Here is an 18,501-nt window from a genome sequence, read left to right as displayed (position 1 = left end):
TAAGAATCTATTGATTCTTTTTTCTAAATTGCACATTCTTAATTTTTAATGTGATGAGCGAGACGAATACCTATTCAATTCGCGTAGAGCCGACAAAACAATCAAGACTCTCGCAAGTAGATTTCAACAATTTGAAGTTTGGTCAAATCATGTCTGACCATATGCTGGTTGCCAACTATGATAACGGTACCTGGACAGACGTCAGCATTGTGCCTTATGGCGAGCTGAGCATTAGCCCTTCCATGTCTTCCTTGCATTACGGTCAATCTATCTTTGAAGGAATTAAAGGTTATAAATTTGCAGATGGAACAGTGAGTATATTCCGTCCCGATAAAAACTTGGAACGCTTTAATAAATCAGCAAAACGCTTACAAATGCCGGAAGTGCCTGAAGAAATCTTCTTGGGTGGATTGAAGGAATTGTTGCAAGTAGACCAAACTTGGGTACCTTCCGTCGACGGAACTTCCTTGTACATTCGACCATTTATGTTTGCTACCGAAGCAGCGTTGGGCGTACACCCATCTGCTTCCTATAAATTCATTATTATTACCTGCCCTGTGGGGGCCTACTACAGCAAACCCATCAGCTTGAAGGTCGAAACACATTATACACGTGCGGCAGAAGGTGGTGTAGGTTTCTCAAAAAATGCGGGCAACTATGCGTTGTCGCTCTATCCTACGCAGTTGGCCAATGATGAAGGTTACGATCAAATCATGTGGACGGATGCCGCAGAGCACAAATACATTGAAGAAGCTGGCACGGCCAACCTAATTTTCCGCATTGGAGATACCATTATCACACCACATGGTGACACAATTCTACATGGTGTAACAAGACGTACAATAATGGAACTCGCAGAAAAATGGGGCTTTAAAGCGGAGCAACGCAAGGTATCAGTTCAAGAATTGATCGACGGGATTAAAGATGGTAGCGTCACAGAAGCTTTCGCCGCAGGAACCGCAGCAACGATTACCCATATTTCCAAGATCGGATTCGAAGGACAGGATTATGAGCTGCCTGCAGTAGAAGGTCGCGAGTTCTCAAACAAAGTGTTGGATTATTTAAATCAATTACGTTACGGTAAAATCGAAGATCCATTTGGATGGAACTTTATTGTATAACACATAATGAAAGGGACTTTAAAAGAGTCCCTTTTTTATTGCTCGATATAGGCTAAAATTTCGTCCCAAGCATTTGGTGAAAACCAGCACGTATTTCCATGTTTCTTAAACCAGGTTATCTGTCGCTTGGCATAACGTCTAGAGTTTTGTTTAATTCGATCAACTGCTTCCTCCAAGCTGCATTGACCATCTAAGTAATCGAATATTTCTGCATAACCAACGGTAAGTAGAGCCGGCTTGTTGCGATAGGGCAATAACGATTTCACTTCTTCCAATAAGCCGCTATCCATCATATGGTCTACACGTCGATTTATCCTATCATAAAGTTCTGGTCGTTCCATGTTAAGACCGATAGTACTAATCTCGAAGGGCCGTTCTAGGAACTCTTGTTGGCGGAAGGATGAAAAAGGTTTTCCCGTTGCTTCAAAAACCTCCAGTGCGCGGACAACACGCTGTGGATTTTGGATATCTGCTGTTGCATAATAGGCTGGATCGACCTCCTGCAACCTTTTCTGCAGCGCCTCCAATCCTTTCTCCTGCAACAGCCTATTCAATTTCTCCCGAACCTCTATGGGCGCCTTGGGCAAGTTATCCAAACCTTCACAAAGGGCGCGAACGAAAAGCCCCGATCCGCCAACAAGCACAACATCGTCGTGATGAAGAAATAGATCAGCCAATAGCTTTAAGGCATCCCGTTCAAAATCGCCGGCAGAGTATTCTTCCGCGATGGAATGTGAATCGATAAAATGATGTACAGCCTGTTGCTGCTCCGCTGCGTCGGGTTTTGCTGTTCCAATAGTCATCTCCCGATAAAACTGTCGGGAATCGGCAGACAGTACCTCCGTTTTAAAATACTGCGCTAGTCGGATAGCCAATGCTGTCTTTCCTACCGCCGTAGGCCCCACCACTACAAGGAGTCGCTTCTTCTTTCCTGTCATGTTACAATGAAAAAAATACCTTAAGCGATCAACTTAAGGTATTTGTATAACGTGTTCCACTTCGATCAGTGGTTAAAACTCATCTTCGTATCCGCTTGATTTTTGTTCGCTTTCCTCTCCACTTTCACTTTCCTCATCATCGAACATATCGAATTCTTCCTCATCATCCACGCCATATTCCGTTTCGTCTGTGGTTACTTCTTCATCGTCATCCTCATCATCAATTCCGGTAGATAATGGGAAATTTGCCGCCGATGCATTTTTAGGAGCGTCACCTACTACCCGAGACACCAATGGATACACCTTCCCATCTTCTTCTTTAAGGATCTTGACCAATTCCACATGGAAATCGTATGGACGATCGAAATTGTAGATGTAATAGAACTTTTGGTGTGGATCATCGATAAACTTACTCAGGCGTATGGTTTCCATAAGAAGAACACCCGCATCGGCTTTTCGAGACGATGGAAGAAGCGCTATTTCTGTTCCCTTTTTCCATTGGTCATTGCTGACATAAAACGAGGAAGAAACATCAGCTTTATAGCCTGTTGAACTATGGATAGCCTCGTGAAGCTCTAAAAATGTACCTTTTGAGGGCATATCAATTTCACGATAGATATCTTCATAATCCTCAAAAGTCACTCGAAATCTGTAAATAGCCATTCTTTGTTGTATCGTTTAGTTTTTTACCGAGGGATAAAAATACAATAAATTTAAAAAAAATTAAAGTGCAGTGTTTTTCTTACGGACAAGTCCCAAGCTTTCACCCTGTTGAATAACAAATTCCAAGGCATCTGCTCTTGTATTTGCCACTTCTCCTTCCAATATAGCTTCCCGCATAGCATTTTTTATCTTACCAATGATACGTCCGGGTCGTAAATCGAAGAGTTCCATAATGTCTTCTCCCGTCACAGGAGGCTGCCAGTTTCGTATCTGATCACGCTCCTCGACATCCCGTAGCTTTTGCTTGACCAACTCAAAGTTATCTCGGTACTTGCGTTTTTTGTACTCGTTTTTGGTGGTCACATCGGCATGGCATAAGGCCATCAACGCGTCAATGTCATTTCCCGCATCGAAAAGCAGCCGTCTTACAGCAGAATCCGTGACGATATCTTGTGCCAAAACAATAGGACGAAGGTGCAGCTGCACCAACCTTTGGACGAATTTCATCTTCTCATTTAGCGGAAGCTTCAACTCTCCAAAAAGCTTGGGTACCATCTTGGCCCCACGGTCTTCATGCCCATGGAAAGTCCATCCCACCTTTTTATCGAACCTTTTAGTCGCCGGCTTAGCTATATCGTGCATTATTGCTGCCCACCGCAACCATAGATCGTCAGAATCTTCAGCAACATTATCGAGCACCTCCAACGTATGGTAAAAATTATCTTTGTGCGCTCGCCCTTCAATAACATCCACCCCATGCAGATTTTCCATGGCTGGGAAGATTAGTTTTAAAAGCCCCGTATCAAAAAGATAATGGAATCCGACGGAAGGCTTCGGCGAAAGAATAATCTTGTTCAACTCGTCGATAACCCGTTCCTTCGATATAATCTTGATGCGTTCCGCCGTAGCCGCAATTGACGTCACGGCCCGTGCGTCTATTTTAAAGCCCAGTTGAGATGCAAAACGGATGGCACGCATCATGCGTAGTGGATCATCTGAGAAGGTAATATCTGGATCTAATGGTGTGCGAATAATGCGTTGCTCAATATCTTGCAGGCCTTGGAAAGGATCTACCAATTCGCCGTAGTTCTCGGAGTTTAGGCCATAGGCCATTGCATTAATCGTGAAATCGCGTCGATTTTGATCGTCTTCCAATGTTCCATCTTCGACGATAGGATTGCGAGAGTTCGAGCGATAGGACTCTCGGCGTGCACCAACAAACTCAATATTGATGTTATCGTGAACCAACATGGCCGTACCAAAACTTTTATAGATCGCCACTTTGGTGTGTAGCACTTCACCAACTTTACTTGCGAAATCAATACCGCTTCCTACAACGACAATATCCACATCGTTTTTAAACGGTCTGCCCATTATCCGATCACGAACATAGCCACCAATAACATAACATGCTATCTGCTCACGATCCGCTAAATCTTTGATTATCTGAAATATGGGGTGTTGTAAATTTTCTCGCATAGCAATCATCTCTAGGCTTTCGCCTATCAAAGGGCAAAAATAATGATTATTTAATAAAAGAGGGGATAAAGTTGAACGGGTATTACAAATGGCTCTCTGGTTTTCGCTATAATTATTATCTTTAGTGCGATAACCATTTATAACAAACTGCTATGGCCCGAGTTAATCCGCGCGTCGATGACCCTTTATGGAAAAGTGTCATTGAACAGACCTTTGTCCATTTTCTTACTTTCATGTTCCCTACGGCGGCAGACGTCTTCGATTTCGCTCGTGGCTTCGAATACTTGGATAAAGAATTCGAAACACTCTTTCCCCCTGCTCCTAATAATAAAGGTGTTCGCTTCGTTGACAAACTTGTTAAAGTTTATCTCCTTAATGGCCATGCGCAATTTATACTTTGTCATATAGAGATACAATCCAGCAAGGGGAAAGGTGATCTTCCAAAACGGATGTTCCAATATTACTACCGTATTAAAGATCGGTATCAAGTTCCTGTCACAGCCATAGCCATTCTGGCCGATACAGAAATACAGTACCAACCAGCAAGCTACACACTGGAATTTATGGGTACGGGCCTATTATACTGGTTCAATAGCTACAAAATCCTTAACCAAAACGAAGCAAAACTCCGAGCTGATAGGAACCCATTTGCTGTAGTCGTACTAACGGCCTTGCTAGCCATACAGCAGGGCGATGTAAGCGATGCACAACTTATGAACATCAAGCACGATCTCTACGACGAAATGATGACACGAAGTATGGATAAACCTGTACGTCAAGGCATTTACGATTTTCTATCGCGCTATATCAGTTTTAAAAACAAATCATTTTTTGCTATCTTTGAAGAAGAGGTCAGAGATAAAACAGGAAAAAACAGCACAATGGGAACACGGGAATACCTACTGGATAAAGCGACCAAGGAGGGGATTGCAAAGGGCATCATTAAAGGAGAACGTAATGCCCGTCTTAAAGCAGCCGCCGAAAAAATAGAAATGGCAAAAAAAATGCTAGAGAACGGCTTAGAGAGCAAGCTGATTGCCGATATCACTGGCCTTCCACTCAAAGAGATCGAAAAATTCAAATAAACTCAAATCTACCCCATTATCTTCTTCACTAAGCTTCTCGAGATACAGATAAACGCCTCATCCTGTTCAGGCATAATTATTCTTAAACAAAAAAAGATCCGCCGTGCGGATCAAATCTATGTCTTGATAAAAACCTATTTACAGATCCTTAACGCGAAAGCGAATAGAAACAGACTAATCGCGATCTTTTGATAGACGGCGGAATGCTAATGGATTGGCAGCGAGTACAGCCTGCTCCCTTCTACGTTCCACGATATGTACGGCTGCAAAAATAGCTTCAAGAAAAGAATCGTGCGAAGCGACGTTCTTCCCCGCAATATCGTAACCGGTACCATGATCTGGTGAGGTGCGAACAATGGGTAAACCTGCCGTAAAATTGATTCCTTTGCGCGAGGCTATATGTTTAAACGGGATCAGCCCTTGGTCGTGATACATCGCCAATACGCCGTCAAACTTAGTGTAGGTGTCGCCAGCAAAAAAACCATCAGCCGGATAAGGGCCAAAACAAAAAACGCCTTCTTCAGCAGCCTGTTGTATGGCTGGTTTAATAATTTCCTCATCCTCAGTACCGATAAGCCCATTATCGCCAGCATGTGGATTCAAACCCAAGACGGCGATCTTTGGCTTCTGTATCCAAAAATCCTTACGCAAGCTATCATTCATCATTTTCAACTTCTGTACGATAGCTTCTTTACTGATCGAACCAGCAATATCTTTAACAGGGATATGCCCAGTAACAACACCGATGCGCAGTTCATCGGCAACCATAAACATCAGCACATCTTTTGCTTCCGTTTTTGCTTGTAAAAACTCCGTATGTCCAGGAAAGTTAAAACCCTCCTGCTGTATGTTATGTTTATTGATTGGTGCTGTCACCAAAGCATCGATAATTCCGGCACGGAGATCGTCTACCGCTTTCTCCAACGAAAGAAAAGCATATTTACCGCCTATTTCATTTTGCTCGCCTAAGGTGATCTTAACATCTTCCTGCCAACAATTGATCATGTTAGCACGTTTGGGATTTGCCTGCTCGGCACTATTGATCACATTGAAACTAAAATCCTGTATGCCTATAGCCTTGCGATGAAATGAGGCAACCTTTGTATTACCATAAACAATTGGCGTAAAGTATTCTAAAACGCGATTGTCCATCAACGACTTGATAATCACTTCCAAGCCAATCCCATTGACGTCGCCGATGCTAATACCTATTTTTAATTTTTCACTCATTTTATCAAAGCTTTACACCAAAAATACAAAATTTGGCGCAAAAATAAAGTATCGTCGGCGCACATTAGCGTTCCTCCATCCTGCAAATGCGGTTTCAGGATCCCTACGTCGACATAATTACGGATGCTACACATCACATTCCAAGCCGTGTACCGATAACATTCGAAAAACACTATCTTTGCATAAATCACCGATATGAGTACAGTACGCGCAAAAAAACATCTAGGACAACATTTTCTCAATGATAAAAATGCAGCCCAAAAGATCGTCGAAGCATTAGATCCATCGCTCGGATTCACCCAAGTCTTGGAGGTTGGGCCTGGAATGGGCGTTTTATCTGATTTTTTACTGGAGAAAACAGCTTATGAAACTTGGTTGATCGATGTGGATGATGAGTCCATTGCTTATCTAGCGGATAAATATCCACAATTGGAGCATCGACTTATCCACGGTGATTTTCTAACGTTGGACTTCGAGAAACACTTCGGAGAAAAGATGGCTATCATCGGAAACTTCCCTTATAACATCTCCTCGCAGATCCTTTTTAAGATCTTGGACGAGCGCCATCGCGTCGTCCAGATGACGGGTATGTTTCAAAAGGAAGTTGCCGAGCGCTGTGTCGCTAAGCCCGGAAGTAAAGAATATGGTATCCTTAGTGTTTTTCTGCAGGCCTACTATGATGTACAATATCTGTTTACGGTCAAGGCAGGAGCCTTTAACCCGCCACCTAAAGTGTTATCCGGTGTGATGAAAATGACCCGAAATGCACGCGTGACGCTGGACTGCGACGAAAAGCTATTTTGGCGAGTGGTAAAAGCCTCCTTCAATCAACGGCGCAAGACATTACGCAACTCCCTTTCAGCCGTAATTCCTAAAGAGCGGATGAGCGAAAACCCCTTATACGATCTGCGTGCTGAACGCCTATCGGTGCAAGATTTCGAGTTATTGACAAGAGAAATAAGCGCAGCGCTGTAAACGATCATCATGAAGACACGATTTGCGATTATTGGCGGTGGCGTTGCCGGTTTAACGGCAGCAATTGGTCTTCGGAAAATAGGGATAGATACCACCGTCTACGAGCGGTCGCCTGTTTTACGCGGCATTGGTGCCGGCTTCGGTATGGCGGCAAATGCCATGCAGGCCTTCGATTACCTCGGCCTGCGCGAGGGCGTAGAACGCATTGGCCACTTTTTAAACTCGTACAATATTCTTGACCAATATGGTGTGGTACTCGCGGCACCAGATACAGACAGTATAGCGGCGAACCTGCAGCAGAAAAATTTTGCCGTACATCGTGGCGACTTGCATAACTTTTTATTGAGCCAACTTCCCAACGAGGCGGTGGTGCTCGGCAAAGAAGCAGTTGATGTACAGCAGGAAGATGACTTCGTCCGGATAAATTTCAGCGATGGCAACAGCATAGAAGCCCATGCACTGATCGTTGCAGATGGCGTTAGATCCCGTCTTCGTCAACAGTTATTACCTGATACCTCGCCTCGTTATGCGGGATATACCTGCTGGCGTGCCATAATAGACAACAGCGACATACAACTTAGCCATGGATCCGAAACATGGGGCGCAAAAGGACGATTCGGGATGACACCATTGGTAGGGAGCAAGATCTATTGGTATGCCTGCATCAATTCTAAAGCGGATAACCCGCTGTATCGCGATTTTCGTGTCAAGGATTTGCAGGCGCATTTTTCAGGCTACCACGATACTATCCAACAGGTATTAGCGCAAACTACGGATCAAGAGCTGCTATGGAATGACATCATTGATATCAAGCCCTTGCCCCGCCTTCACGATGGTCGTATTTTATTTATTGGTGACGCTGGGCATGCCACCACGCCCAATTTGGGACAAGGGGCCTGCCAAGCTATTGAAGACGTCGCCGTCTTGGTAGATACGCTTCGAGAAACACCTACTCCTAGCGAAGCCTTTAAACAGGTTAACCGTCGCCGGTTAGCACGCACACGATACATTACCAACACATCTTGGCAGATTGGTCGAGTTTCACAATGGGAAAACCCTTTGCTAATCACCATCCGAAATATGTTGATGCGCATTACGCCGGAGAAAATTAAGCAGCTGCAGCTGCGCAAACTATTGAACGAAGATTTTATGGCTATTAATAAGAAATAATGGAAGAGGCTATTTTAATTGTTGACGACATTCATGACGTGTTGTTAGAAAAGCTGCGCGAGGCCGAAATTGCCTTTACCTATTTACCCAAATCAAATAGGGCCGAAGCGGAAGATCTCATCGCCGGCTATACCGGCTTGATCATACGTTCCAAATTTCAGGTAGACCAAGACTTTATCGATAAAGCGCCCCACCTAAAGTTTATTGCAAGGGCTGGTGCTGGCATGGACAATATTGATGAAGATTATGCCCTAAGCAAAGGTATACGCTTGCTGCCGGCGAATGAAGGCAACCGCGATGCCGTGGGCGAGCATATGATCGGCATGTTACTCAGCCTCATGAATAACCTCAACCGTGGACATCGAGAAATTAGCGCAGGGCAATGGTTGCGCGAAAAGAACCGAGGTTATGAACTTAAAGGACGCACAGTGGCTCTTATTGGTTACGGCCACAATGGACAAGCTATGGCACGTAAGCTATCCGGATTTGAGGTGAATGTCATTGCTTACGATAAATACAAAACAGGCTTTTCCGATCAGTATGCCCGTGAAGTATCTATGGAAGAAGTCGTGAAGCACGCCGATGTACTCAGCTTTCATATTCCGCTGACCCGAGAAACAAAAGCTATGGTCGACAAGGAATACCTCTATCATTTCCGCAAACCGATTTTCTTCCTCATGGGTGCACGCGGCGGCATTGTCGATATTCCGGCTGTTTTGCATTACCTAGATCAGGGAAAGATATTAGGCGCCGCATTTGACGTACTACCTGTCGAGAAGTTTCCCGCCTTGGAACAGCAAGATTGGTATAAAGACCTCATCAGCAGGGATAACGTATTGCTGAGCCCACACGTTGCCGGTTGGACATTTGAAAGCTACTATAAGTTATCAGCTGTGTTGGCTGATAAGATTATCGCAGAGCGGGAAAAAGATTAACAGACAAAAGTACGACGAGAAACTGCATCACTAAAGCAAAATCAAGTAGATAGGCATTGTGGTAGCGCTTAGCATGTCGAAAAACAACCGTTCGCAACACGATGGCAATCAACAAATTCGTGCTAAGGATTCCGATCTTCAGAGCCCAAGGAAATGCGGCAAGGAGCACACAGCTGCTATGTAAGGCGAGCAGTACATAACATAGGGTGATCGCTCGCTCCGCACCAATCATATTGGGAATAGTCTTCAAGTGATAATAGGAGTCTTGCTCTATGTCCCGAATATCGAATGGCAAGGTGCAAATCAGCAAGAAGATAAACTTTAAGGAGAATAACGCCAGCAAACGATGCGTATCGATAGCGGAGCCATCTAGATACAGCTCAAAAGCAGGTAGCAGCACGGAGCTTAATGTCCACACAAGTGCGATATGGAAAATTTTAACAGCCGGGAGCTGCCGCAAACCCACCAATTTCCCGCGATAGGGAAATAGAGGAAAAGAATAGGCTACGCTGAATAGGCCTATCCCTGCCAAGAGCAACAAGCTGTAAAGATGTATCTGAAAAATGGCGAAAGCAAGCAATAGGGCTGCAAGACCACTGTTCAGCCATAATATCCACTCATTTTTAAATACCCAGCGTGTTCTTCTATACTTTGACTGTTGCGGGTATTTTGGGCGCGATAGTAGGAGACTAAAATTATAGAGCAACAGCGTGGCTGCTCCTTCAATTCCAATCATAGCATAATCAAAATCGGCCTGAAAGAAAATATAGGTCAAGGCACATTGTGCCATCGCTGCGCCAGCGATTAGCAGGTTCGTATAGATCAAAAAGTAGTAGCCTTGTCGCAATAGATTCATCTTCTTTTAAAGATAGTAATTTTGCCTGTCCTCTGTTTCTCCTCCCTTAATTATCGGCTAAAAAGATTGACATTAATGGCAAAAAAAACTAAATTAGCTCAAGAGTATTCGATACAGACAGCATCAAATAAAAAAATGTCCGCATCGGATAAGTGAGATAATATTTTTACCAAAAAACATGAACCTACAGATTAAAAGTTTTGAGGAATATCAAGACGCCTATAAGCATAGCGTCGAAAACCCAGAAGCATTTTGGGGAGAAATTGCGGAACACTTCTTTTGGAAAAGGAAATGGACAAATGTCCTGAACTGGAACTTTACGGAGCCAAATATCAAATGGTTTGAAGGTGCTCGCGTCAATATCACAGAAAACTGCTTGGATCGTCACATTTATAATAACGGCGATAAACCTGCCATTATCTGGGAGCCCAATGATCCGAATGAAGCACACCGAATCCTGACGTATAAACAACTATTAGATAAGGTCGAAACCTTTGCCAACGTTTTGAAAAATAATAAGGTGGTAAAAGGCGACCGCGTATGCATCTATCTACCGATGGTACCGGAGCTTGTTATCGCCGTGTTGGCCTGTGCGCGCATTGGCGCCATACATTCCGTCGTGTTTGGTGGATTTTCTGCGCAGTCGATTGCCGACCGCATCGGAGATGCTGAGTGCAAGCTTGTTGTCACCTCGGATGGCGGCTACCGCGCCGGCAAAGTATTGGAGCTGAAATCCATTGTGGATGATGCTCTAATGCAGTGTAAATCAGTGGAGCGCGTGATCGTATTGACACGTACACGCACACCGGTATCGATGATTAAAGGCCGTGACGTGTGGTGGGAAGATGAAATCAAAAAAGTGGAAACACAAGGAAACCCACCTTGCCCAGCAGAAGAGATGGATGCGGAAGATCCACTTTTTATTCTCTACACTTCCGGATCTACCGGAAAACCCAAAGGCGTGGTTCACACCACAGGCGGCTACATGGTGTACACCGGCTATACCTTCTCGAATGTATTCCAATATCAACCCGGTGAGGTCTACTTCTGCACAGCCGATATCGGGTGGATCACCGGGCATAGCTATATCGTATATGGTCCACTTTCCCAAGGAGCAACATCGCTTTTATTTGAAGGCACCCCGACTTACCCCGACGCAGGACGTCTATGGGATATCGTGGAGAAATATAAAGTCAATACGCTTTACACCGCACCAACAGCTATACGCTCGTTGATGGCCTTCGGCGATGAATATATCGATGGTAAAGATTTGAGTAGCATCAAAAAGCTGGGTTCCGTGGGCGAGCCCATCAACGAAGAAGCTTGGCATTGGTACCACGACAAAGTGGGCAAAGGCGAGGCTCCAATAGCCGACACTTGGTGGCAAACCGAGAATGGAGGCATTTTGATCTCGCCATTGGCCGGCATTTCGCCTACAATCCCCGGTTATGCTATGCTGCCACTACCCGGCGTGCAGCCGTGCCTTATGGATGAAAACGGACAAGAAATCGAAGGTAATGACGTTTCGGGTAATCTTTGCATTAAATTCCCTTGGCCGGGCATGCTCCGCACCACGTGGGGCGACCACGAGCGCTGTAAGCAGACCTATTTCTCGACGTACGAAAATAAGTATTTCACGGGTGATGGTTGCTACCGCAGCCCGGAAGGATACTACAGAATTACAGGACGCGTAGATGATGTATTGAACGTCTCCGGCCACCGTATAGGTACCGCAGAGGTTGAAAATGCCATCAACATGCACTCTGATGTGGTTGAATCCGCCATCGTAGGCTATCCGCACCCGGTTAAAGGACAAGGAATATATGCCTACGTGATCGCCAACCACCATATCGACGAAGAAAGTACGCGTAAAGATATCCTACAAACGATCACACGTATTATCGGCGCTATTGCAAAACCAGATATTATTCAGTTTGTCGCGGATTTGCCAAAAACACGCTCCGGAAAAATTATGCGCCGTATACTACGCAAAATAGCCGAAGGTGAAACAGAAAGTTTAGGCGACACCTCTACCCTACAGGATCCTACAGTCGTGGAATCCATCATCAAAGGAGCTGAGGAGTTTCGTAAATAAAAAATCGCGCTAAGCGCGATTTTTTATTTACTGTCTTGATTACATCTAAAACAACAATCCTTTTTTAGCAAAGTCTAAAATTAACGCGGAAATCTCCCGATTTTTTACTATTTTTATAACATTTCCAACAATTACAATTTAAAGACTGCATGCTATTTACTGTTTTAACAGGATTAATAACATCGAGCCTTCTCATTCCTTTTGGCAAGCTTATTAAGACAAAATGGAGTTTATTGCTACCATTAATACCTGTACTTCTTTTTATATTTTACCTGCTACATATTCCCACCATCGCTGGGGGAACAAATTTAGTGCAGCACTTGGATTGGGTTCCGAGCTTAGGCGTCAACCTTGACTTCCGCTTAGACGGGCTCTCCCTCTTGTTTGCCCTCCTCATCACGGGGATTGGTACCGCTATCTTTTTCTATGGCAGAACGTACTTGAAAGGACATCCTTACTTCGACAGATTCTTTGCTTACCTCTTTCTTTTTATGAGCGCTATGTTGGGCGTTGTACTTTCGAACAATATCCTAACACTATTTGTTTTTTGGGAACTAACCAGCATCAGTTCTTTCTTTCTCATCGGGTTTAATAACGATAGCAAGGCATCGCGCGATAGTGCCTTAACAGCCTTGAGCATTACCGGCCTAGGTGGCTTCTTTTTATTGGCGGGGCTTATTCTTACCGGGCATATCGCTGACACCTTCGTCATCAGCGAGCTTTTTGCGAAGCATGATGTGATCGTTAGCCATCCTTTATATCCGCTAATTGCCGGACTTATATTCATTGGTGCTTTTACGAAGTCGGCTCAATTCCCCTTCCACTTTTGGTTGCCCGGCGCCATGAAGGCGCCTACTCCGGTTTCGGCATACCTACACTCGGCCACTATGGTGAAAGCAGGGATCTACCTCCTTGCACGATTCACGCCGGTATTTGGACATACAGAACTGTGGAACAACACCCTGCTTATTGTGGGTGGATTCACGATGCTCTATGCAGCCATACATTCCTTATTTCGTGTTGACCTAAAAGGAATCCTAGCTTATTCGACCATCTCGGCTTTAGGCATATTGACTTTTCTACTTGGCTTGGGCACGCAGGAAGCTATTATTGCGGCGGCTGTATTTATTTTGGTGCATGCCCTTTATAAGGCAACACTCTTTATGGTCACTGGAATTATCGACCATGAAACGCATACACGTGATATCACGAAGCTCAGCGGTCTACGCAAAGTTCTTTTCCCGGTGTTTATTGCCGCACTGCTCGCAGCATTATCGAGTGCTGGGCTGCCATCAACTTTTGGATTTATCGGTAAAGATCTTATATACGAAGCGACTTTACATTATAAGCCCAATTGGGCTACTTTGCTGACGGCCTTAGCCGTGGTCACCAATATTGGATTGGTGGCGGCAGGTTTCATGGCGGGCTTAAAGCCGTTCGTTGGGAAAATATCTCCAACGTTTGAAAAGGTACATCTGCCCTATCCTTCCATGTGGATTCCGCCATTGCTCTTGGGTATATTAGGTTTACTGTTTGGTCTTTTTCCGGGCTATGTCGGCGGGATTTTCAATTATCAGGCGGCAAATGCGATAACACAAAGCGACACAGCGATGCACCTTAAGATATGGCACGGTGTAAACACCGTATTGCTGTTGAGTGTCGCCACGTTGCTCGTTGGCGTTGCTGTTTATTTCCTCAATAAACCTAGTGAGCAGAAACTAGCTTTCGTTGAGCGCTTCAACAGTATTGCGCCGCAACGGATCTTCCTGAAAATAGGTCGATCCATGATGCGCCTGTCCACTTGGTATACGCAAACCTTCCACAATGGCTACCTGCGCTCCTATCATATCAAGATCATTATTTTCGCGGAACTTCTTTTGGGCTATAAACTATGGATCAGTGGGCCGATTCATATTAACTGGGAAAGCTTAACCCCCTTATCTTGGTACGAAGTAGGCATCGTTGCCATGCTTCTGGGTGCACTATACATTATCGTGACGACGCGCTCCCGACTCACCTCTGTAGTGTCGACCAGCGTTATTGGCTACTGCATCTGTTTGATGTTCGTATTCTATAGCGCCCCAGATCTAGCCATGACGCAGTTTACGATAGACACCCTTACAACCGTTCTTTTCGTATTGGTGTTGTATAAACTTCCAAGTTTTATCAATATCACCAGCCGATGGCTGCAGATCCGCGATGCAATTGTAGCCTTGGGTTTTGGCGTTATACTATCGCTTATTGCGCTGCGCGTTTTACAAGAGCCTAATGGCACCGAAATAAGCAGTTTCTACGGCGAAAATTCCTACTTATTGGCTAAAGGCAAGAATGTGGTAAATACCATATTGGTAGACTTCCGAGGTATTGATACCATGTTTGAAACGGTTGTATTGTCCATCGCCGCAATAGGTGTGTACAGCTTGATACGGTTGCGGTTAAAATCATCTGAAAAAGAATAGAAACAGGTGCTATACACTATTTACGTAGCAGCGCTATAAAGAAAAAATTTATGAAGAGTGCCATATTACAAACAGCGACGCGGTATCTTTTACCGATCCTGTTATTATTTTCGTTTTTTTTGCTCCTTCGCGGGCATTATTATCCCGGAGGAGGCTTCGTGGGAGGCTTGGTGGCTTCCATCGCTTTCGTGCTGCACAGCTTCGCCAATGGCACCGCCAGCACAATGAAAATTTTACGGTATAAACCACTATCCCTCATCCCCATCGGTTTAGCGCTTTCCACGTTGAGCGTGGTCGCACCGCTCCTGCTAGGTTTGCCTCCGATGACTGGGCTATGGTTTGAAGAGCCGATTCCGGTAATTGGCATGATCGGATCGGCATTATTTTTTGACTTGGGTGTTTACTTGGTGGTCATCGGCGTAGTCTTGACCATTTTGTTTACCATAGCATTGGAGGAATAATATGGAATTACTACTGGTTATCGTAATCGGCTTATTGTATGCAGGCGGTGTGTACCTGATCCTTCGTCGCAGCATGGTGAAGTTACTTCTGGGCATCATGCTCTTGGGTAATGGTACCAACATTTTGATTTTCTTATTGGGGAAGATCACCAAAGGAAGTCCGCCCGTGATCAACGAAGCGTATAAAGTATTTCAGGATATCTATGCCGATCCCATACCTCAAGCCCTAATTTTAACTGCCATCGTGATCAGCTTCGCCTTGACTTCCTTTGCCATTGTCCTTTTAAAAAGGGTATATGCATTGGTTGACTCCGACGATCTAGACGATTTAAACACTCCTGAAGAAGAAGATTTATGATAGACAACCATATTCTTGCACCTATTTTTGTGCAGCTGTTCACGGCCATTGCACAGCTGATGTTTTGGCGAAAAACGGTGACACAGCGCTTTATAAGTGTGGGGGGAAGCATCATCGGTTTACTTGTTGCCATTCGGCTCTTTAGCCGCGTGCAAACGGATGGGATTTTAACCATGAATGCCGCCAACTGGGACGCTCCGTTCGGTATAGTTTTCGTGGCCGATGCGCTTAGTGTGACTTTAGTGCTCCTAACCTCTATTGCCGCGGTGGCGGTTGCACTGTTTTCATCGGTAAGCCTAAGTCGGCAGCGCATGCTCTATGGCTATTTCCCGATCTTCCATTTCCTGATCATGGGACTGCAGGGCGCTTTCCTCACCGGTGATATTTTTAATCTATATGTTTATTTCGAGGTGATCATCATTTCTTCCTTTGTACTGATGACCCTAGGTGGGCGCAAGGCACAGCTGGAGGGAGCGGTGAAATACATGGCGATGAACATTTTGGCATCCATGTTCTTCTTAACCGGCATTGGGATTCTGTACGGCATTACCGGCACCTTAAACATGGCAGATTTGGCTTTGAAGATTCAATTGGTACAAAACAAGACATTAGTGGGCATTACCTCCTGCTTTTTCATTATCGGCTTTGGCATCAAATCGGCCGTTTTCCCCTTGTATTACTGGTTACCATCTTCTTATCATACGCCGCCATCTGCGGTTGCAGCAACCTTCGGCGGTCTGTTGACCAAAGTGGGTATCTACGCGCTTATACGGGTATTAAGCTTGATCTTCATTCCCGATGATTTTACACGAACCTTGTTGATGGTCATTGCCGTACTGACCATTATCACTGGAGCCTTTGGTGCCTTGATAAAAACCAACGTACGCCGATTGTTTTCCTACCTTATCGTTTGCCACATCGGCTTTATGGTAGGCGGTATCGCTATGTTTAGCAAAGTCGCGTTGATGGGTACGGTATTTTACCTTATCCACGATATCATGGTCAAGACCAATATGTTTTTGATCGCCGGTTTGATCCGGCAGCTGCGAGGCACTCTTGACATGGAGAAATTAGGAGGCCTCTATCGAGACTATCCTAAGATTTCGCTGCTAATAGCGTTAGTGCTATTCTCGTTGGTCGGCATTCCACCATTATCGGGCTTTTGGCCAAAAATATTCCTTTTTCAGGGCGCTTTTGCAACGCAGCAATACTTTTTCGTCGCGGCCTTGGTTATCGGTAGCTTTATCACGCTATATGTTATTGCGAAAATGTGGTCGCAAGTATTTTGGAAAAACCCGCCACAGGAGGATATCATTGACGATCGCTTTGCGCCGATGCCTCCTTACCGAAAATTGTTGATGGTTTTGCCGATCGTGATCTTGGGTGTCGTCACGCTCTATATCGGTTTAAATGCAGAAGCTATTATCAACGTAACAGATAAAATATCATCCCAATTGATGGATAACTCCGCCTATATTGAAGCGGTATTGGGAGACAAAACGAACTAGCATATGATTAAGTACTTTTTAATGAACCTGCTGTTGTCAGGCATTTGGGTAGCCCTCACCGGATCCATGTATTATACCAATTTCCTATTCGGTTTTATGCTTGGTTTCTTTGTGTTGTGGATCATGAACAGAAATGAAACGGATCAACGCTATTTTTATCGCGTCCCTAAGATCATCAGCTTTATCTTTTATTTTCTCTATGAAGTGATCAAAGCCAATGTGCAGGTTGCTTTTGACGTGGTGACGCCTAGATATTTCTTCAAACCTGGGATTGTCAAATATCCGCTGAATGCCTCGACAGATTTTGAAATCAACCTGCTAACGACCATGCTCTCACTCACACCTGGAACCTTGATTTTGGATATCAGCGATGACAAAAAAACCATATACATCCATGTGATGTACTTAACGGATCCCGAGACCTTCGTTAGGCAAACCAAAACTGGATTGGAAAGAAGATTATTAGCGATTTTACGATGATTACACTTGAAACATACTTTGATTACGTTATTCTGCCAATCCTAGCCATCGCCGTTATGTTGGTATTCATTCGGCTGTTCAAGGGTCCTTCATTGGTTGACCGCGTGATATCGTTGGATTTGATTATTACCACTGGGATCGGTATTATTACCGTTTACAGTATCCGCTCTAACCAAGAAGTGTTTTTGGATGTGGCGATCATACTTGCGCTGATTGCCTTCTTGGGAACGGTAGCTTTTGCTTACTATATAGAAAAACAGAATGATGATTGATATAATTTTAGCAATACTTAGCACAATAGGGGCTTTATCTATTCTCTTTGCAGCGATTGGCATCTTACGCATGCCCGATTTCTATTTACGCTTGTCGGTTACTGTGAAAGCTTCCACCTTGGGCGTTGGACTTCTACTTATCTGCGCTGCCATCATGTTCCCGGATGTTTCCGTAACGACCAAAGCCATCGCCATCATCTTTTTTCTCATTATCACGGCACCCATAGCTGCACATATGATCGGACGGGCAGCCTATTTTACAGGAACCCCACTTTGGAAGGACACCATTATTGATGAGCTCGAGGGCATGTATAATGAGGAAACACACGAACTGGAAAGTGAAGAAGAGGAGATCGAGAGTGAAAACTCCTCCAAGCCGAACATTGCAAAAACCGATGAAGAAACCGAGTAGCGCA

At 44.6% G+C, this 18,501-nt stretch carries 18 protein-coding genes; 13 read left to right on the top strand and 5 right to left on the bottom strand.

Annotated features, from left to right (window positions below; genetic code table 11):
* The first annotated feature begins 53 nt into the window (after positions 1–53).
* Entirely contained in the window at positions 54–1,121 is a 1,068-nt protein-coding gene (locus tag SCB77_RS15485; protein ID WP_320182901.1) for a branched-chain amino acid aminotransferase, read from the top strand.
* 35 nt (positions 1,122–1,156) lie between these two features.
* On the opposite strand, the gene miaA is transcribed toward SCB77_RS15485, so the two are convergent.
* From miaA to SCB77_RS15470, 3 genes are all read right to left on the bottom strand, one after another.
* Complete coding sequence (gene miaA, locus SCB77_RS15480) at positions 1,157–2,059, bottom strand: tRNA (adenosine(37)-N6)-dimethylallyltransferase MiaA (RefSeq protein ID WP_320182900.1); 903 nt, start codon at positions 2,057–2,059, stop codon at positions 1,157–1,159.
* A 72-nt stretch (positions 2,060–2,131) separates the two neighbouring features.
* Positions 2,132–2,722, bottom strand: coding sequence for an IS1096 element passenger TnpR family protein (locus SCB77_RS15475; RefSeq protein WP_320182899.1), 591 nt, complete (start codon positions 2,720–2,722; stop codon positions 2,132–2,134).
* Positions 2,723–2,782: 60 nt separating this feature from the next.
* Positions 2,783–4,201, bottom strand: coding sequence for a CCA tRNA nucleotidyltransferase (locus SCB77_RS15470; protein WP_320182898.1), 1,419 nt, complete (start codon positions 4,199–4,201; stop codon positions 2,783–2,785).
* Positions 4,202–4,353: 152 nt separating this feature from the next.
* On the opposite strand from SCB77_RS15470, the gene SCB77_RS15465 reads away from it, so the two are divergent.
* Positions 4,354–5,286, top strand: a complete 933-nt coding sequence (locus SCB77_RS15465) for an RpnC/YadD family protein (protein WP_320182897.1) — start codon at positions 4,354–4,356, stop codon at positions 5,284–5,286.
* A 174-nt stretch (positions 5,287–5,460) separates the two neighbouring features.
* On the opposite strand, the gene pdxA is transcribed toward SCB77_RS15465, so the two are convergent.
* Positions 5,461–6,516 (bottom strand): 4-hydroxythreonine-4-phosphate dehydrogenase PdxA, encoded by a 1,056-nt coding sequence (pdxA, locus tag SCB77_RS15460; RefSeq protein ID WP_320182896.1) that lies wholly within the window; start codon positions 6,514–6,516, stop codon positions 5,461–5,463.
* 195 nt (positions 6,517–6,711) lie between these two features.
* On the opposite strand from pdxA, the gene rsmA reads away from it, so the two are divergent.
* Genes rsmA through SCB77_RS15445 form a run of 3 tightly spaced genes read left to right on the top strand, consistent with a single transcriptional unit; the run spans position 6,712 to position 9,596 of the window.
* Positions 6,712–7,491 carry a 16S rRNA (adenine(1518)-N(6)/adenine(1519)-N(6))-dimethyltransferase RsmA gene (gene rsmA, locus SCB77_RS15455; protein ID WP_320182895.1) on the top strand — a complete coding sequence of 260 codons (780 nt, stop codon included), beginning with the start codon at positions 6,712–6,714 and terminating at the stop codon, positions 7,489–7,491.
* A 9-nt stretch (positions 7,492–7,500) separates the two neighbouring features.
* Positions 7,501–8,661 (top strand): FAD-dependent monooxygenase, encoded by a 1,161-nt coding sequence (locus SCB77_RS15450; protein ID WP_320182894.1) that lies wholly within the window; start codon positions 7,501–7,503, stop codon positions 8,659–8,661.
* Complete coding sequence (locus tag SCB77_RS15445; protein ID WP_320182893.1) at positions 8,661–9,596, top strand: NAD(P)-dependent oxidoreductase; 936 nt, start codon at positions 8,661–8,663, stop codon at positions 9,594–9,596. The genes SCB77_RS15450 and SCB77_RS15445 overlap by 1 nt, the downstream gene beginning before the upstream one ends.
* On the opposite strand, the gene SCB77_RS15440 is transcribed toward SCB77_RS15445, so the two are convergent.
* Positions 9,571–10,452, bottom strand: a complete 882-nt coding sequence (locus tag SCB77_RS15440) for a UbiA prenyltransferase family protein (RefSeq protein WP_320182892.1) — start codon at positions 10,450–10,452, stop codon at positions 9,571–9,573. The genes SCB77_RS15445 and SCB77_RS15440 overlap by 26 nt on opposite strands.
* A gap of 178 nt (positions 10,453–10,630) precedes the next feature.
* On the opposite strand from SCB77_RS15440, the gene acs reads away from it, so the two are divergent.
* The 8 genes from acs (at position 10,631) to mnhG (ending at position 18,497) form a co-directional block, all read left to right on the top strand.
* Complete coding sequence (gene acs, locus SCB77_RS15435) at positions 10,631–12,547, top strand: acetate--CoA ligase (protein ID WP_320182891.1); 1,917 nt, start codon at positions 10,631–10,633, stop codon at positions 12,545–12,547.
* 149 nt (positions 12,548–12,696) lie between these two features.
* Complete coding sequence (locus SCB77_RS15430) at positions 12,697–15,006, top strand: putative monovalent cation/H+ antiporter subunit A (protein WP_320182890.1); 2,310 nt, start codon at positions 12,697–12,699, stop codon at positions 15,004–15,006.
* Between the two features lie 50 nt (positions 15,007–15,056).
* A complete protein-coding gene (locus SCB77_RS15425) occupies positions 15,057–15,467 on the top strand; it encodes a Na+/H+ antiporter subunit B (protein WP_320182889.1) in 411 nt (136 codons plus the stop codon).
* 1 nt (position 15,468) lies between these two features.
* A complete protein-coding gene (locus SCB77_RS15420; RefSeq protein ID WP_320182888.1) occupies positions 15,469–15,825 on the top strand; it encodes a Na+/H+ antiporter subunit C in 357 nt (118 codons plus the stop codon).
* On the top strand, positions 15,822–17,333 hold the full coding sequence (locus SCB77_RS15415) for a proton-conducting transporter transmembrane domain-containing protein (RefSeq protein ID WP_320182887.1): 1,512 nt from the start codon (positions 15,822–15,824) through the stop codon (positions 17,331–17,333). The genes SCB77_RS15420 and SCB77_RS15415 overlap by 4 nt, the downstream gene beginning before the upstream one ends.
* A gap of 3 nt (positions 17,334–17,336) precedes the next feature.
* Positions 17,337–17,813, top strand: a complete 477-nt coding sequence (locus SCB77_RS15410; RefSeq protein ID WP_320182886.1) for a Na+/H+ antiporter subunit E — start codon at positions 17,337–17,339, stop codon at positions 17,811–17,813.
* Positions 17,810–18,085, top strand: a complete 276-nt coding sequence (locus SCB77_RS15405) for a monovalent cation/H+ antiporter complex subunit F (RefSeq protein ID WP_320182885.1) — start codon at positions 17,810–17,812, stop codon at positions 18,083–18,085. The genes SCB77_RS15410 and SCB77_RS15405 overlap by 4 nt, the downstream gene beginning before the upstream one ends.
* Positions 18,075–18,497, top strand: coding sequence for a monovalent cation/H(+) antiporter subunit G (gene mnhG, locus SCB77_RS15400; protein ID WP_320182884.1), 423 nt, complete (start codon positions 18,075–18,077; stop codon positions 18,495–18,497). Before SCB77_RS15405 ends, mnhG begins: the two co-directional genes overlap by 11 nt.
* Positions 18,498–18,501: the final 4 nt, after the last annotated feature.

This window comes from Sphingobacterium bambusae (genome assembly GCF_033955345.1).
Taxonomy (GTDB): domain Bacteria; phylum Bacteroidota; class Bacteroidia; order Sphingobacteriales; family Sphingobacteriaceae; genus Sphingobacterium; species Sphingobacterium bambusae.
Note: the sequence above shows the minus strand (reverse complement) of the source record. Positions and strands in the feature narration are given on the sequence as shown.

What these genes read in the sequence shown, in the direction of transcription:
- SCB77_RS15485 (WP_320182901.1), top strand. Translation starts at nt 54, where the DNA reads ATGAGCGAGACGAATACCTATTCAATTCGCGTAGAGCCGACAAAACAA.
- miaA (WP_320182900.1), bottom strand. Translation starts at nt 2,059, where the DNA reads ATGACAGGAAAGAAGAAGCGACTCCTTGTAGTGGTGGGGCCTACGGCG.
- SCB77_RS15475 (WP_320182899.1), bottom strand. Translation starts at nt 2,722, where the DNA reads ATGGCTATTTACAGATTTCGAGTGACTTTTGAGGATTATGAAGATATC.
- SCB77_RS15470 (WP_320182898.1), bottom strand. Translation starts at nt 4,201, where the DNA reads ATGCGAGAAAATTTACAACACCCCATATTTCAGATAATCAAAGATTTA.
- SCB77_RS15465 (WP_320182897.1), top strand. Translation starts at nt 4,354, where the DNA reads ATGGCCCGAGTTAATCCGCGCGTCGATGACCCTTTATGGAAAAGTGTC.
- pdxA (WP_320182896.1), bottom strand. Translation starts at nt 6,516, where the DNA reads ATGAGTGAAAAATTAAAAATAGGTATTAGCATCGGCGACGTCAATGGG.
- rsmA (WP_320182895.1), top strand. Translation starts at nt 6,712, where the DNA reads ATGAGTACAGTACGCGCAAAAAAACATCTAGGACAACATTTTCTCAAT.
- SCB77_RS15450 (WP_320182894.1), top strand. Translation starts at nt 7,501, where the DNA reads ATGAAGACACGATTTGCGATTATTGGCGGTGGCGTTGCCGGTTTAACG.
- SCB77_RS15445 (WP_320182893.1), top strand. Translation starts at nt 8,661, where the DNA reads ATGGAAGAGGCTATTTTAATTGTTGACGACATTCATGACGTGTTGTTA.
- SCB77_RS15440 (WP_320182892.1), bottom strand. Translation starts at nt 10,452, where the DNA reads ATGAATCTATTGCGACAAGGCTACTACTTTTTGATCTATACGAACCTG.
- acs (WP_320182891.1), top strand. Translation starts at nt 10,631, where the DNA reads ATGAACCTACAGATTAAAAGTTTTGAGGAATATCAAGACGCCTATAAG.
- SCB77_RS15430 (WP_320182890.1), top strand. Translation starts at nt 12,697, where the DNA reads ATGCTATTTACTGTTTTAACAGGATTAATAACATCGAGCCTTCTCATT.
- SCB77_RS15425 (WP_320182889.1), top strand. Translation starts at nt 15,057, where the DNA reads ATGAAGAGTGCCATATTACAAACAGCGACGCGGTATCTTTTACCGATC.
- SCB77_RS15420 (WP_320182888.1), top strand. Translation starts at nt 15,469, where the DNA reads ATGGAATTACTACTGGTTATCGTAATCGGCTTATTGTATGCAGGCGGT.
- SCB77_RS15415 (WP_320182887.1), top strand. Translation starts at nt 15,822, where the DNA reads ATGATAGACAACCATATTCTTGCACCTATTTTTGTGCAGCTGTTCACG.
- SCB77_RS15410 (WP_320182886.1), top strand. Translation starts at nt 17,337, where the DNA reads ATGATTAAGTACTTTTTAATGAACCTGCTGTTGTCAGGCATTTGGGTA.
- SCB77_RS15405 (WP_320182885.1), top strand. Translation starts at nt 17,810, where the DNA reads ATGATTACACTTGAAACATACTTTGATTACGTTATTCTGCCAATCCTA.
- mnhG (WP_320182884.1), top strand. Translation starts at nt 18,075, where the DNA reads ATGATGATTGATATAATTTTAGCAATACTTAGCACAATAGGGGCTTTA.